The organism is Pelosinus sp. sgz500959 (assembly GCF_042610375.1).
Lineage (GTDB): Bacteria > Bacillota > Negativicutes > DSM-13327 > DSM-13327 > CTSoil-075.
The window spans coordinates 1-13,323 of record NZ_JBGJZL010000009.1 but is presented as its reverse complement, the minus strand read 5'-3'; the positions used below and the strand labels follow the sequence as shown (position 1 = coordinate 13,323).

Sequence of the window (13,323 nt, the reverse complement as noted above, 5' to 3'; positions counted from 1 at the left end):
CCAGTCTGGTATGGGACTTTTGAGTTTACTTGACTCGTCCGCGAGTAATGATTCTTTCGCCAAATTTATCTTTCAGTTTATCCATCACGGCCGTTATTTTTTCTTGTCGTTCGTTGCTTTCCTTGCTTTCATCAAAAAGAGAAAGCTGGCCGCTGCCATGACCTAGCTTAGACACCGTAATGCCCAGTAAGCGAACGCCTTCATGAAGAGGGATTTTCTGTAGCATTTCGCAAGCAGTTTGATAAATTTTTTCATCCAAGGAGATCGCTGATGGGAGAGTGATGCTGCGAGTCACTGTGCGGAAGGAGGAAAATCGAATCTTGAGAGTGATTGTTCGTCCCCAAAGACCTACCTTCCTCAACCGCCACCCTAATTTTTCAGAAAGGGCGATCAGTACTCCTTTAATTTCATCTAGTGACCGTAAATCTCTTTCAAAGGTGTTTTCGTTGCCGATTGATTTAGCTTCTCGGTCAGGGATGACAGGACGGCTATCTCGTCCCCATGCTAGATTATATAAGTCGATGGCGCCTATGCCTAAGTGATGTTCGAGTAGTTTAATATCAGCATGGCGAAAATCATTGATCGTTTCAATTTGGAGTTTTTTTAATAGGTTGGCTGTTGCATGACCGACTCCCCATAGCTTGTGTACTGGCATAGGGGCGAGTAAGGATATTTCCTCGCCTGGATGGATTGTGACTAAGCCATTTGGTTTTTGTAGATCGGAAGCTAGTTTGGCAAGAAACTTATTGGTCGCTACTCCGGCAGAAGCTGTCAAGTTAATTTCATTCTTGATTTTAGCTTTAATTTGACGCGCTATATCGGTGGCATCAGGATAAAGGTATTCCATTCCAGTCACGTCGAGAAAGGCTTCATCCATTGATAGAGGTTCTACTAAAGGAGAGAAATCTTCAAAGATATGACGAATCTGATCAGAAACGTAAGCATATTTATCCATATTAGGCATCAGAAAGATTCCTTCTGGACAACGTCGACGAGCTTCGGTCATTGGCATTGCTGATCGAACTCCGTATACTCTTGCTTCGTAGGATGCTGTGGAAACTACACCCCTGCCGCTGAGGCCGCCGATAATGACTGGTTTATCACGATAGGCAGGGTGGTCGCGTTGTTCAATTGAAGCAAAATAAGCATCCATGTCAATATGAAGGATCCACCGATGTTGAGTATTTGCCATATGTACCTCCATGAATTGTGTATTGGGTTCTATTTAATTTAATGAGATTTAGGGATATAAATATGTTTTAATTATAATAATAGCAGGAATACTATGTTTTATGTGAAATTAATGATAAGTGGAAGTTTTAGTATAACAAAGGTACAAATATGTACATAGAGCAGGAGGTATAAATGATGGTTAATAAAGAACGTATGTTAGCTGAGTTTTTTGAGTTAGTAAAAATTAGATGCTCCACCAAAGCTGAACGCCAGGTGGCGGATGTTCTTAAGGGACGGTTAACAGCATTAGGTATGGAAGTTTTTGAGGATAATACTGGAGAAAAAATTGGTGGCAATTGTGGTAATCTTATTGCTTACATCGAGGGGACGATCCAGGGAGCTCCAACTTTGATGCTGAGTGCTCATATGGATTGTGTTGAACCTTGTGGGGGAATTGAGCCAGTGCTTAAGGATGGGATTATTACGTCCGTTGGGGACACCATTCTTGGTGCAGATGATAAAGCGGGAATTGCTGCAATCCTAGAGGCTTTACGCGTGATTGTCGAAAAAAAAATTCCTCATGGTCCTTTGCAAATCGTCTTTACAGTGGCAGAAGAGGGTGGTTTAAACGGTGCAAAAAATATGGAACCATCTTTATTAAAAGCTGATTTTGGTTATGCTCTTGATTCTAGCGGTGCGCCTGGTGAGATTATTAATATGGCTCCTGGTCAAAATAATATTATCGCAATCGTACATGGTAAAAAAGCTCATGCGGGTATTGCACCAGAAGAAGGCATTAACGCCATTGTGGTGGCAGGTGCTGCCTTGGCCGAGCTAAAATATGGACGAATTGATTTTGAAACTACGGCGAATATTGGCATAATTAGTGGCGGAGTTGCAACGAATATTGTACCTGATAAAGTCGAGATCAAGTGTGAAGCCCGTAGCCGCAACATGGAAAAGCTAGAAACTCAGACTCATCATATGAAAGAAACTTTTGAGAGAGTCGTGGCAAGCCATGGTGGTCGTGCTGAAGTGATTGTAAGACAATCTTATGGGCCTTATGTACTTACTGAAGATGCTCCAGTTGTGACTTTAGCTGTTGATGCGAGCAAAAATATTGGCTTAATCCCAGTTGTTAAAGCGACTGGTGGTGGCAGTGATGCGAACTTCTTTAATAATTATGGTGTACCGACGGCAGTGTTGGGTGTAGGCATGAATAAAGTACATACTGCTGATGAGTACATTAAAGAAATTGATTTATATAATAGTGCTGAACTCGTGATCTCACTCATTAAAACAGCAGGAACAATGAAAAAATAAACAGTAAAATCCTGAGTGCATTTCTGGCACTCAGGATTTTTTTTACAATTTTTTAAGAAAACGTAGAAGTTTACAGAGCAAATACATGAAAGTCGTATAGTTGCCTGCTTTTTTCAGTAATGCTTTTTTCACAGTTTGCTCCTTAAGGCTATTCGTCTTAGGATCTGAAAGATACATTGCTAGTAGCCCTTGAACGACGGTTTTATGAAAAAGAGGCTGAGACAGAGTTCGGGCTTGATCCAAAGCTTGTTCAGTAAAAAGAGTTAAATGTGATAACATTTGAGATTGATCAGTATAATAAGTGACAAAATTCAGATCACCATTGGTTAAATCTTCATTGGCATCAATGAAATAGTCGAGCAATATGTGCAGGCCGTTAATCCAAGGAAAATAAGCTGCAGAAATTTGTGTAACTGTGCTGGTTGTAAGGTTTTTATCACTAGCAGCAGCGCACAACATGAACATGCCGAGGGTAGAGCCAGTTGCGGCTGCGAATTCCCAGTCTGTAATCTGATCATCGTGATGATTGCGTTGTATCCAGTTGATCATTTTTGATTCTCGAATTCTAGGATCTAGGTGTTTGTATGTTTGTAAATCACTATAAAGGCGAGCAAATTTGAGGAGTTCTGTCTTTACTAACTGGTAAGAAGGTAATTTTATAAGTTCATCTTGGCAAGTTTTTACAAGGGTTGTAAGGTACCCTCCATCGTTTTTTAATGGATAAAAGGCATAGTAATCCTGTGGAAGAGCCGCGGAGTCAAGAGCGTCTGTCATGGCTAGATGTAATTGTCGAAACGCTTGTTCATCAGTGATGCCAGTGCGGTCACATAAATTATCTAAGTAATCACTGATGGTTTGGAGGGCGACGACTAGCCTTATGAAGTCATTGGTGGGTACGCCCCAATATAAACTATAAATGCTGCCGCCCTGGCAGTGAAATCTTTTATACTCAATACTTGAGAGTGCCTGTTCTTTGAGTTCGGGGCAAGCGTGAGAACTTGCGTAATTAGCCCAATGGGCAAGTTCTAAGTTTACACGAGGAAATACTTGACGTACGAAGGGATTGATAAGGCTAAGGTTGCTTACTATATTAAAGAACATAGTGATATAGCCTCCTTTTAACAAATCCATAAGTTCATTTTATAATATTTAATAAAAAAAAGTAAGAAGATGTTTTGGCTTTAAGATGCTGTATGGTTATAAGATACCCCATTCCCAACCTATTTATAAAACACAATGGTGATAAAAGAATCTAAATAAAAAAACACAGCCGATGAGCTGTGTTTTTTAGAGTGCTAGTTCTTAACGATTAATTCAAAACCTGTTTCTTTTTTAAACCACTTACTATGTTTTTTAATTGCTTGTAATTCAATAGGTATAGGTTGATTCGTTGTTAAAAGTAGATGCGTTTCTTTTTTTGCAAAGACTGTAGTTATATTTTCCACACTTTGCCGTTGTGTACTATCAAGACTTTCTGCTAATGCTAATAGTAGAGCTAGCTTGCGAGCTGTCTGCCAGTTTTCTTCATCTAAAAATTCACTATAAATTTTAGTGTAGGAATTTTTAGATGAATAACCGTGATGCCAACCAGCAATAAGAGATGTCATGATTTGCTCCCGATGGGAAAGGCCAAATAGACGAGCATTTTCAATTAAATAAGTGCTGTGACGAGCGTGGTCGTAATAGTTAATACTAATACCAACATCATGAAGAACGGCGGCTACTTGTAATAGTGCTTTATCAGTGGATGTTAGGTTTAGAGCTTCTTGCCAATCATCAAATAACTGATTAGCTAGTTTGGCCACATGATAGGCGTGGTCAGTATTGGCATTGTAGGATAATAACGTATTATGTGTACTTTGTATAAGTGGATCAGCCAATGCTTCCGTTTGGCCATCTTGGGAAAGATAATACTGTAGAAATAATCCTTCGCGCACGCCGCAGCTGCTAACAATGAGCTGGGTGCTTTCAACTTCACTGAATAAATTTTTAACAATTGCTAAGCCTGAGAGAATGATATCAGCTCGATCATTGCTCAGCCCAGGAATTTTACGGCGCTGATCAAAAGACATGGCTTTGACATCGGCCCATAATAGGTCAAATGCAATCGAACTGGTACGATAATTATGAAGTTTGAGTAAGGGATAATTATTACGTTTTTGTTCCATTTTGCCTATGGCTCTGGCTGTTCCGCCAATACCAATAAGAGGAATTCCTAAGTTTTTTAACCAAGGTATTTTATCAAGTTGTTGTGTAATAAATTTATCTAGATTATTTAATTGTGTTTCGCTGACTTTATTTTGCAAATTAAAACGTTCTGTCAAAGTTACAGCGCCAAAAGGCAAACTAATAAATTTTTCGGCTTTGCGATTTTTTATTAATGTGAGTTCTATGCTGCCTCCACCTAAGTCAAATAATACTGCATCGGTAACGCTAAGAGTATTGATAGCTCCAATATAGCCGAGCTTAGCTTCTGTTTCACCACTAATGATTTTAATGACAATGCCTGTCTCTTGTTGAACGGCTCTTACAAATTCAGAACCATTTTCAGCATTGCGCAAAGCTGCTGTACCAACGGCTAAAATTTTAGTGACTTGATGTAACTTGCAGACATTAGAAAAATTTTGTAGTAGGACCATGGCACGCTCCATAGCATCAGGTTGTAGTTGTCGGCTTTTATCTGCATCTTGGCTGAGACGTATAGTCTCTTTTTGATGGTAGATGAGATTGTAAGCTCGATTTTGATAGATTTCTACAATAATCAAGCGGGCAGAGTTTGATCCTAAATCAATAATCGCAATTCGCTGGCTCATAAATGTAGCTCTCCTTTATGCATTCCTGCCATTCTTTATATTGTTAAGTATTAGCATTATTTATCGAAAATCCTCTTTGATTCAAAATTACTTTTAATAAAAATTTTAAAAATGGGAAATTTTATAAAGAAAATAATACTTTTATCAGTCATAAAACGATAAAAATATCCGAAAATTTACAAAAACTTAACAAGTTTTGACTGAACTTTGCGATAATATAGGAGGGAAAATAAGGGTTTATAACGAATATCAAACGTTGATAGAGTTCAATTTAGTAGAAGCAGGGTGGCAACATGTTTAATAAGGAACAGAATTTTTTAAATAGGGAATTAAGCTGGTTGAAGTTCAATGAACGAGTTCTAAATGAAGCAAATTCTCTTACGAAACCTTTATTGGAGCGACTCAAATTTGTTGCTATTACAAGTTCTAATTTGGATGAATTTTTTATGATTCGAGTTGCGGGTCTAAAACAACAAGTAGAGATGGGAATTACTAAAAAAGATGATGCAGGTCTCAATGCTGCAGAACAATTAAGTTTGATTGATCAAAGCGTACGTAAATTAGTGCAAAAAAAATATCGTTTTTTGAAAAAAATCATGACTTGTATGGAAACTGAAAATATATTTTTTACTACAGTCGAAGGGTTGTCAACTTCAGGGCGCGAATGGATGGATAATTATTTTCATAATATCATTTATCCTCTTTTGACTCCTTTAGCAATTAACGCGAGTCATCCTTTTCCGTTACTAGCCAATCGAAGTTTAAACTTAGTCGTATCCTTGACTAGAGGTGTGGAAGAAAGCCAAATTGCAATTGTTCCAGTACCGAGTGTGTTGCCAAGGATTGTCGAGGTACCAGATCAAGGCGTCGGAAAGACCTTTGTCTTCTTAGAAGATATTATAACAAGTTATTGTTCATATTTATTTTTTGGTTATGTAGTCAAAGAAGTAATACCTTTTCGGATTACTCGCAATGCGGATTTGCTAATTGATGGTGAAGGTGCTGAAGATTTGTTAGTTGAAGTGGAAAAGTCTCTGCGTCAGCGTAAACGAGGAGAAGCCGTTCGCTTGGAAATCGGTAAAACGCGTAAAAACTTTTTGAAAGATTTCTTATTAGATGTGTTTAAAATTGCAGGGCAAGATGTATATGAGATTTCTGGTCGAATTGATGTGTCGTGTTTTATGAAAGTGACCGATGTCATCGGTTATGATCATTTGCGTTACAAACCCATGATTCCCCAAATTCCTATGGAACTTAAAGATGTAAAGAATTTGTTTGATGTCATTCGGGAAAAAGATATTTTATTGCATCACCCCTATGAATCTTTTGCACCCATTGTGGATTTTATTCGGCAGGCTTCTGTTGATCCTGGTGTACTTGCTATTAAACAAACTTTATATCGTGTAAGCGGAAATTCTTCTATTGTGGAAGCTTTGATAAAAGCAGCGGAGAATGGTAAACAGGTCACTGTTGTTGTAGAAGTTCGTGCACGTTTTGATGAAGAAAATAATATTTTGTGGGCTAGGCGATTAGAAGAAGCTGGTTGTCATGTTATCTATGGTGTTGTAGGATTGAAAGTTCACGGCAAAATGGCGTTGGTTATTAGACAAGAAGGTAGCTGTATGCGTCGCTATATTCACATGGGGACTGGTAATTATAATGACACGACTGCCCGTCTCTATTCAGATTTGAGTTTATTTACTGCTGATAAAGAAATTGGTGCTGATGCCTCTGAATTTTTTAATATGATCCTTGGTTGTTCTGTACCGACCTCATGGAGGAAACTTGTCGTTGCCCCCCATGGTTTGCGAAAGCGTTTGAAGGCACTCATTGATCGAGAAATTGAGTTTGCTGAAGCGGGGAAAGGTGGGCATATTATTGCAAAAATGAATTCTCTACTTGATAAAGAGGTTATTCTTAAATTATATGAAGCTTCTAGCAAAGGAGTTAAAATCGAACTGATTGTTCGTGGTATTTGTTCCTTAATACCAGGTATTGAGGGGGTTAGTCATAATATTACCGTACGAAGTGTAATTGGACGATTTTTGGAACATCATCGAATACTTTATTTTGCAAATGGTGGCAATTCGGACGTGTACTTATCGAGTGCTGATTGGATGAAACGTAATTTGAGTGAACGAGTAGAGTTATTATTTCCTATTGGTGATCAAAAAAATATTGAACGTGTGAAAAATATGTTAGAAATCATGCTGAAGGATAACCGGAAAGCTTATATTATGAAAAATGATGGTAATTATCAACATGCTTTTAGTCGGGGTAAAACAATCAATAGTCAGGAAGAATTATGTCGAGAGGCTGAAAGTCGATCGTGCGTTCTTACTTAACTAGCAAAAAAAAATAAAAAAAAGATTTGACTAAGGTCAAGTCTTTTTTTTATACACAATTCACAAACTTATCAACACAATTATCAACATAGTGTTAATAATTGTGGATAACTTAGTAAAAGTATCTTAATCATTCGCAAAGATAAAGGGTTTTTAGTCGAAAAGGAGTGAAAAATCTGTGGATAAAACATTGTGGATAAAGTTATCCACAATGTTTAGGTAATATAAATAGAAAATGCTATTTTAAAATAATCATAAAAAAACTTTATAATAAAAAAATAGTTGACTTTGTAATTTGATTATGATAAAATATTTTTTGTTGACGAGTTACTGACTCGATTGGCAAAATGACTCCGTAGCCCAGCTGGATAGAGCGCTTGACTACGAATCAAGAGGTCGCAGGTTCGAATCCTGCCGGGGTCACCATATTGCTGTTTATTGTACCTGCGCCCGTAGCTCAGGCGGATAGAGCAACGGTTTCCTAAACCGTGTGCCGGTGGTTCGAGTCCCCCCGGGCGCACCATTTATTTTGTGTGGTGAACCGGATGATTGATGATTCTTATTATATGGGACTGGCCTTGGAAGAAGCACGTAAAGCTTATGATCTTGGTGAAATACCAATTGGAGCTATACTAGTTATGGATGAACAAGTCATAGCTAGAGGGCATAACATGCGTGAAATATGGCATGATGCTACTGCTCATGCTGAAATGATTGTTATACGTGAAAGTTGTGAAAAACTTAAGCGATGGCGTTTGACTGGTGCTACATTATACGTTACGATTGAGCCTTGTCCTATGTGTGCTGGCGCGTTAGTAATGAGTCGTATTGACCGGTTAGTATATGGCAGTTCTGACTATAAAGCCGGAGCCGTTGAATCGCTATTTAATATAGTTCAAAATGATGCTCTAAATCATAGCATGGTTGTTGCATCAGGAGTACGAAGTGATGAATGCGCTGAAATTATGCGTGATTTTTTTCGTAGTCGGCGAAAGAATAAAAAAACATTACAAGCAATTAACAATAAATGAGACTTTTTTGATGATCAGGTAACGGAGAGGTGGCTGAGCTGGTCGAAGGCGCTCGACTCGAAATCGAGTAGGCTGTAACAGGTCTCGTGGGTTCGAATCCCACTCTCTCCGCCATAATATATATACAACACCAGGGGTTCTAGCTGTGCGCAGTTAAAACGCCTGTTTTTTTATTTCTATGAGCAATCTATTTATAAGAAAAAAATATTATGAAAAAATATTGTTGACAATAATCTTAGGACATGATATTATATTTTTTGTAGCTGATTAATTGCTGCTGCGAATGCAAAATAGTAGTGAATTAGTTTTTGGAGAGATGTCCGAGCGGTTGAAGGAGCACGCCTGGAAAGCGTGTGTACGGGCAACTGTACCGAGGGTTCGAATCCCTCTCTCTCCGCCATTAAATTTTAATAAACTGTCAGCGTATTGTGTGATGGCTGATGACATGTGATTGGCATAAAATTTCATATTTTAGCCCTTTATTTATTTTAGAGTGGGGCCACGACAGAAGTTGGGTCTTACGCAATGGAAACTCATGAACCCCGTCAGATCCGGAAGGAAGCAGCGGTAAGTGATAATTTTTATGTGCCGTGAGGGTGCCTGGCTTGTGTCGTGGCCCGACGCTAAAAGAATAAATGCAATGAAAAGCAACCAGAATATCTGGTTGCTTTTTGGCTATGATAGAAAGTATCTTTTTGAGGATTGTTTTGCAGAGTAAAACTGCAGGAAAAAGAAACTTCATGTGGAATAAAATATAAGGTTGTAAGGAGGTGCGGGTTATATGGCATATGTGGCATTATATCGTCAATGGCGTCCTCAGGATTTTGAAAATTTAGTAGGACAGAATCACATTAGCAGTACTTTGAAAAATGCCATTGTATTAGGCAAAATTGGTCATGCTTATTTATTTTCAGGACCGAGAGGGACTGGTAAAACCAGCACAGCTAAAATATTGGCGAAATCACTCAACTGTATCAATGGCCCGACACCCGAGCCGTGTAATATATGTGCAAATTGTGAACGGATTAATACTGGTGCATCTATGGATGTTCTTGAAATTGATGCTGCATCTAATCGGGGTATTGATGAAATACGCGAATTGAGGGAGACTGTGAAGTTTGCCCCCGTGGATGGACGGTATAAAGTATATATTATTGATGAAGTACATATGTTAACCACAGAAGCCTTCAATGCTCTGCTTAAAACATTGGAGGAACCGCCTCCTCATGTGGTATTTATTTTAGCGACTACAGAGGCTCATAAAATACCCGCTACGATTCATTCTCGATGCCAACGTTATGATTTTCGACGTATTGGTGTTCGGGAAATTGAACAACGTTTAGCTGATGTTGTTCAACACAATGGCCTTGATGTGGCTCCTGACGCTTTGAAACTTATCGCATCTCATGCTGATGGTGGACTCAGAGATGCTCTTAGTATTCTCGATCAATGTACAACTATGGATGACGGCTTGATCACGTCAGAGCGAGTTCGACAATTATTAGGACTTATTGGTCATGAATGGGTATGGCATATTACGGAAACTTTGGTTGAACGTGATTTTAAAGCTGTATTGTTAGCTTTAAATGAACTAATTGTACTGGGCAAAGAAGTGCGCCAAATTTTACTTGAACTGGCTTTATATATGAGAAGCGTCATGTTGTTTAAGGCGGCACCGACAATTGATAATATTGAATTATATGGTGATGATCGAATCGTACTCGGCAAGCATAGCGATTTGTTTACTCATGAAGAATTAATTCAAATAATTCAACTATTAAATGAAGGTGCCAATGAAGCTCGTTGGGCACCTGAACCAAGAATAACGGCTGAAGTGACATTACTATCTATTTGTCGCCGTTCTGTTGGTGGTGATATGGATGGCTTACTTGCGAGGATTGTAGCATTAGAGGCCCAATTTTCGGGAATGCCTGTCAGTTATAATCAATCTGTGATGCCGAAAACTCAAGTGATTCAATCGGCACCACCTCTGACACGTGCAGCACCGATTGTTTCTGCGCCGCCGAAAAGCTTATCGGTACCAGAGCCAGTGAAAGGTGAGCCAACAAGTGAAGAGACTAAGTTAGAAAAAATCATAGTTGATTCAAATATAACTGATGATATAAAACGTATTTGGGATGATGTGTTGAAAGAATTGGTGGCAAAAGGTAAACGTTCCGTCCATGCTTGTGTTTCGCAAGGACATTTGATTGCCTTAAATGATAAACAAGCCACTGTTCAATTTGCGGCGACTTTTCCTAAAGAACGTACAGAAAAAGATGATTATCGTGGAATGATTGAAAAGATACTGGAACAAATTTGTGGAAAAACAGTGCAACTTTGTTGTATACTGGGGACTGTGGCGGCTACGCCTAAAAATAAATCAACTGTATCGCCTAAATCCAAGCCGGTAAGTACCGGAGTACCGCTGGAGGGGACAGAACATCCTGCTGTGCGCCAGGCTTTAGATATGTTTGGTGGTAAAGTAACAAAAAAAGAAGAACATAAGGGGGACTAAAATAATGTTTGGAAATATGGGTAACATGGGTAATATGGCTGGCATGATGAAGAAAATGCAAAAATTGCAAGGTGAAATGGCAAAAATGCAGGAACAACTTAAAACTCGTACCATGGAGGTATCGGCAGGTGGTGGTGCGATTAAGGTGGTCATTACTGGAGAAAAACAAATTCAATCTTTGAAAATTGATCCAGCTGCAGTTGATCCACAAGATATTGAAATGTTAGAAGATTTGGTAGCAGCAGCTGTTAATGAAGCGATAAAAAAAGTCGATGATATGATGGCTCAAGAAATGGGTAAACTTACTGGTGGTTTAAATCTGCCATCTGGAATGTTTTAAGTTATGCAATACATAGCGCCGCTTGCCAAACTAATAGAACAGTTTCGTGCTTTGCCGGGAATAGGATCTAAGACGGCTGCGCGGCTGGCATATTATGTTTTGGAAATGGATAAAGCGCGGGCTGAAGGATTAGCTCAGGCTATCATTGAAGCAAAGGAAAAGATTAGTTACTGTAATGTGTGTTTTAATTTGACGGATTGTAACCCGTGTAAGATATGTCAGGCTGAAGTGAGAGATTCTAGTGTATTATGTGTGATGGAAGAACCGCGGGATGTGGCTGCGATGGAACGCACTCGCGAATATCATGGTCGCTATCATGTATTACATGGTCAATTATCTCCTTTGGAAGGTATTGGTCCTAATGATATTCGGATCAAAGAACTTTTGACTCGAATACAATCAGGAACGATCACAGAAGTGATAATGGCTACAAATCCTGATGTTGAAGGTGAAGCTACTGCTATGTATATTTCTAGACTCTTAAAACCACTTGGGGTTAAAGTAACGCGAATTGCCCATGGTTTACCAATTGGCGGAGATTTAGAATATGCTGATGCAGTTACTTTATCAAAAGCAATGGAAAATCGACGAGAAATGTAAGAAAAGACGTTTAATTCCTCCTGTTTTTGGAAAAAATAGCCTTGACAGGAGGAGTGTATATGGACATCATGCCAATATTAGAAAGAATAAAAACACGTTTACAAATTGGTGAAAATTTTGTTCCTAAGCCGTTGCCGCCTTTACCTGTAATGGTAGAAGAAGCTAGGCAAGAATGGTTGAATGCTCAATCTTATTATAATATGGTGTCTGATGAAGATTTGATTGATCATGCAGTATATTTGATGCGAGCGACAGAAAAAAAATACATGTATCTGTTAAAACAGGCGCGTCATGCGGGTGTCGTTTATTCTCCATATGCGGAAAAGCCTTATGAAGAGAAGGATAAAAATGAGATAGTAAATCACTGATTTTTTCAAGCATAGGGATAATCAAAGGATTTGAAAGCCGGAGTTGAATACTCTGGTTTTTTTACGGAATTAAAGTGATCTATTTTTTGAATCTAAGCCGTTTATTATCATACTTGGACTATCTTTTTAATATGTATATTGTAGGAGTGTATAGAGGAGGGGATTGATTATGCCGGTTGTATTTGGTGAATTTAATGTAATTCTAGCCTATGTTTTTGGTATTGTTTTAATCTATTTGTTAGGACGTATGTTTTTAATGCCTATTAAGTTAATTTTTCGTTTGATTTATAATGCTTTAATCGGTGGTGCGATGCTGTGGGTTTTAAATTTTGTAGGCGCTCATATTGGTTTCAATATTGCTGTTAATCCCATTACTGCTCTCGTCGCTGGTTTTCTGGGATTGCCGGGGGTTGTCTTGCTTATTTTATTTAAAGTATTTATTGCATGATTATAAAAAAATAATTAAATCTCTTGACATGCATTTAAAGAGTATGATATTATAAGCAAGTCGCCGGTGCTGCCGGCACAAAAAAATGTTGACATGATGTGAAAAACATGTTAAGATAATATCCGTTGCAATGATGACATAAACGTTGCTTGTTGCAATTAGGTGTTCTTTGAAAACTAAACAATGTAAGTAAAGTTAAAATAAGCCAGATGTGCCGTACTCGTTTTGAGTACACACACGTCGGGTCACGCAAGTGATACTGACACAAGTAAGTTTTTTAAAGAGCCATCAAGGTTCTTCATAATATAACTTTTATGGAGAGTTTGATCCTGGCTCAGGACGAACGCTGGCGGCGTGCCTAACA

The 13,323-nt window shown here is 38.5% G+C and carries 11 protein-coding genes, 4 tRNA genes and 1 other RNA gene; 13 read left to right on the top strand and 3 right to left on the bottom strand.

Annotated features, from left to right (window positions below; translation table 11 throughout):
• Nucleotides 1-25: 25 nt before the first annotated feature.
• Nucleotides 26-1,192: a DNA polymerase IV gene (locus ACAN52_RS14640; RefSeq protein WP_378955657.1), complete on the bottom strand. Its 1,167-nt coding sequence runs from the start codon at nt 1,190-1,192 to the stop codon at nt 26-28.
• 176 nt (nt 1,193-1,368) lie between these two features.
• Here ACAN52_RS14640 and ACAN52_RS14635 point away from each other — a divergent pair, with 176 nt between their 5' ends.
• Nucleotides 1,369-2,496, top strand: coding sequence for a M20/M25/M40 family metallo-hydrolase (locus tag ACAN52_RS14635; RefSeq protein ID WP_378955842.1), 1,128 nt, complete (start codon nt 1,369-1,371; stop codon nt 2,494-2,496).
• Nucleotides 2,497-2,538: 42 nt separating this feature from the next.
• Here ACAN52_RS14635 and ACAN52_RS14630 read toward each other — a convergent pair whose 3' ends face one another.
• Nucleotides 2,539-3,597: a tetraprenyl-beta-curcumene synthase family protein gene (locus ACAN52_RS14630; protein WP_378955656.1), complete on the bottom strand. Its 1,059-nt coding sequence runs from the start codon at nt 3,595-3,597 to the stop codon at nt 2,539-2,541.
• A gap of 194 nt (nt 3,598-3,791) precedes the next feature.
• Nucleotides 3,792-5,309 (bottom strand): exopolyphosphatase, encoded by a 1,518-nt coding sequence (ppx, locus tag ACAN52_RS14625; RefSeq protein WP_378955655.1) that lies wholly within the window; start codon nt 5,307-5,309, stop codon nt 3,792-3,794.
• 293 nt (nt 5,310-5,602) lie between these two features.
• On the opposite strand from ppx, the gene ppk1 reads away from it, so the two are divergent.
• The 12 genes from ppk1 (at nt 5,603) to ACAN52_RS14565 (ending at nt 12,959) form a co-directional block, all read left to right on the top strand.
• Nucleotides 5,603-7,654: a polyphosphate kinase 1 gene (ppk1, locus tag ACAN52_RS14620; RefSeq protein WP_378955654.1), complete on the top strand. Its 2,052-nt coding sequence runs from the start codon at nt 5,603-5,605 to the stop codon at nt 7,652-7,654.
• Between the two features lie 349 nt (nt 7,655-8,003).
• Nucleotides 8,004-8,080 (top strand) — tRNA-Arg (locus ACAN52_RS14615).
• 20 nt (nt 8,081-8,100) lie between these two features.
• Nucleotides 8,101-8,177: transfer RNA gene (locus ACAN52_RS14610), tRNA-Arg, on the top strand.
• A 22-nt stretch (nt 8,178-8,199) separates the two neighbouring features.
• Complete coding sequence (gene tadA / locus ACAN52_RS14605; RefSeq protein WP_378955652.1) at nt 8,200-8,685, top strand: tRNA adenosine(34) deaminase TadA; 486 nt, start codon at nt 8,200-8,202, stop codon at nt 8,683-8,685.
• A 23-nt stretch (nt 8,686-8,708) separates the two neighbouring features.
• Nucleotides 8,709-8,799: transfer RNA gene (locus ACAN52_RS14600), tRNA-Ser, on the top strand.
• 196 nt (nt 8,800-8,995) lie between these two features.
• Nucleotides 8,996-9,085: transfer RNA gene (locus ACAN52_RS14595), tRNA-Ser, on the top strand.
• A gap of 26 nt (nt 9,086-9,111) precedes the next feature.
• An RNA gene (ffs, locus tag ACAN52_RS14590) (signal recognition particle sRNA large type) lies at nt 9,112-9,326 on the top strand.
• 140 nt (nt 9,327-9,466) lie between these two features.
• A complete protein-coding gene (gene dnaX, locus ACAN52_RS14585) occupies nt 9,467-11,203 on the top strand; it encodes a DNA polymerase III subunit gamma/tau (protein ID WP_378955651.1) in 1,737 nt (578 codons plus the stop codon).
• A gap of 4 nt (nt 11,204-11,207) precedes the next feature.
• Nucleotides 11,208-11,543, top strand: a complete 336-nt coding sequence (locus ACAN52_RS14580; protein ID WP_378955650.1) for a YbaB/EbfC family nucleoid-associated protein — start codon at nt 11,208-11,210, stop codon at nt 11,541-11,543.
• A 3-nt stretch (nt 11,544-11,546) separates the two neighbouring features.
• Nucleotides 11,547-12,143 carry a recombination mediator RecR gene (gene recR / locus ACAN52_RS14575; RefSeq protein WP_378955649.1) on the top strand — a complete coding sequence of 199 codons (597 nt, stop codon included), beginning with the start codon at nt 11,547-11,549 and terminating at the stop codon, nt 12,141-12,143.
• A gap of 59 nt (nt 12,144-12,202) precedes the next feature.
• Nucleotides 12,203-12,511 carry a DUF2508 family protein gene (locus ACAN52_RS14570; RefSeq protein WP_378955648.1) on the top strand — a complete coding sequence of 103 codons (309 nt, stop codon included), beginning with the start codon at nt 12,203-12,205 and terminating at the stop codon, nt 12,509-12,511.
• A gap of 169 nt (nt 12,512-12,680) precedes the next feature.
• A complete protein-coding gene (locus ACAN52_RS14565; protein ID WP_378955647.1) occupies nt 12,681-12,959 on the top strand; it encodes a pro-sigmaK processing inhibitor BofA family protein in 279 nt (92 codons plus the stop codon).
• Nucleotides 12,960-13,323: the final 364 nt, after the last annotated feature.

Excerpts from the sequence above, each read along its gene's own strand:
- ACAN52_RS14640 (WP_378955657.1), bottom strand. The coding sequence starts at position 1,192 with ATGGCAAATACTCAACATCGGTGGATCCTTCATATTGACATGGATGCT.
- ACAN52_RS14635 (WP_378955842.1), top strand. The coding sequence starts at position 1,369 with ATGGTTAATAAAGAACGTATGTTAGCTGAGTTTTTTGAGTTAGTAAAA.
- ACAN52_RS14630 (WP_378955656.1), bottom strand. The coding sequence starts at position 3,597 with ATGTTCTTTAATATAGTAAGCAACCTTAGCCTTATCAATCCCTTCGTA.
- ppx (WP_378955655.1), bottom strand. The coding sequence starts at position 5,309 with ATGAGCCAGCGAATTGCGATTATTGATTTAGGATCAAACTCTGCCCGC.
- ppk1 (WP_378955654.1), top strand. The coding sequence starts at position 5,603 with ATGTTTAATAAGGAACAGAATTTTTTAAATAGGGAATTAAGCTGGTTG.
- tadA (WP_378955652.1), top strand. The coding sequence starts at position 8,200 with ATGATTGATGATTCTTATTATATGGGACTGGCCTTGGAAGAAGCACGT.
- dnaX (WP_378955651.1), top strand. The coding sequence starts at position 9,467 with ATGGCATATGTGGCATTATATCGTCAATGGCGTCCTCAGGATTTTGAA.
- ACAN52_RS14580 (WP_378955650.1), top strand. The coding sequence starts at position 11,208 with ATGTTTGGAAATATGGGTAACATGGGTAATATGGCTGGCATGATGAAG.
- recR (WP_378955649.1), top strand. The coding sequence starts at position 11,547 with ATGCAATACATAGCGCCGCTTGCCAAACTAATAGAACAGTTTCGTGCT.
- ACAN52_RS14570 (WP_378955648.1), top strand. The coding sequence starts at position 12,203 with ATGGACATCATGCCAATATTAGAAAGAATAAAAACACGTTTACAAATT.
- ACAN52_RS14565 (WP_378955647.1), top strand. The coding sequence starts at position 12,681 with ATGCCGGTTGTATTTGGTGAATTTAATGTAATTCTAGCCTATGTTTTT.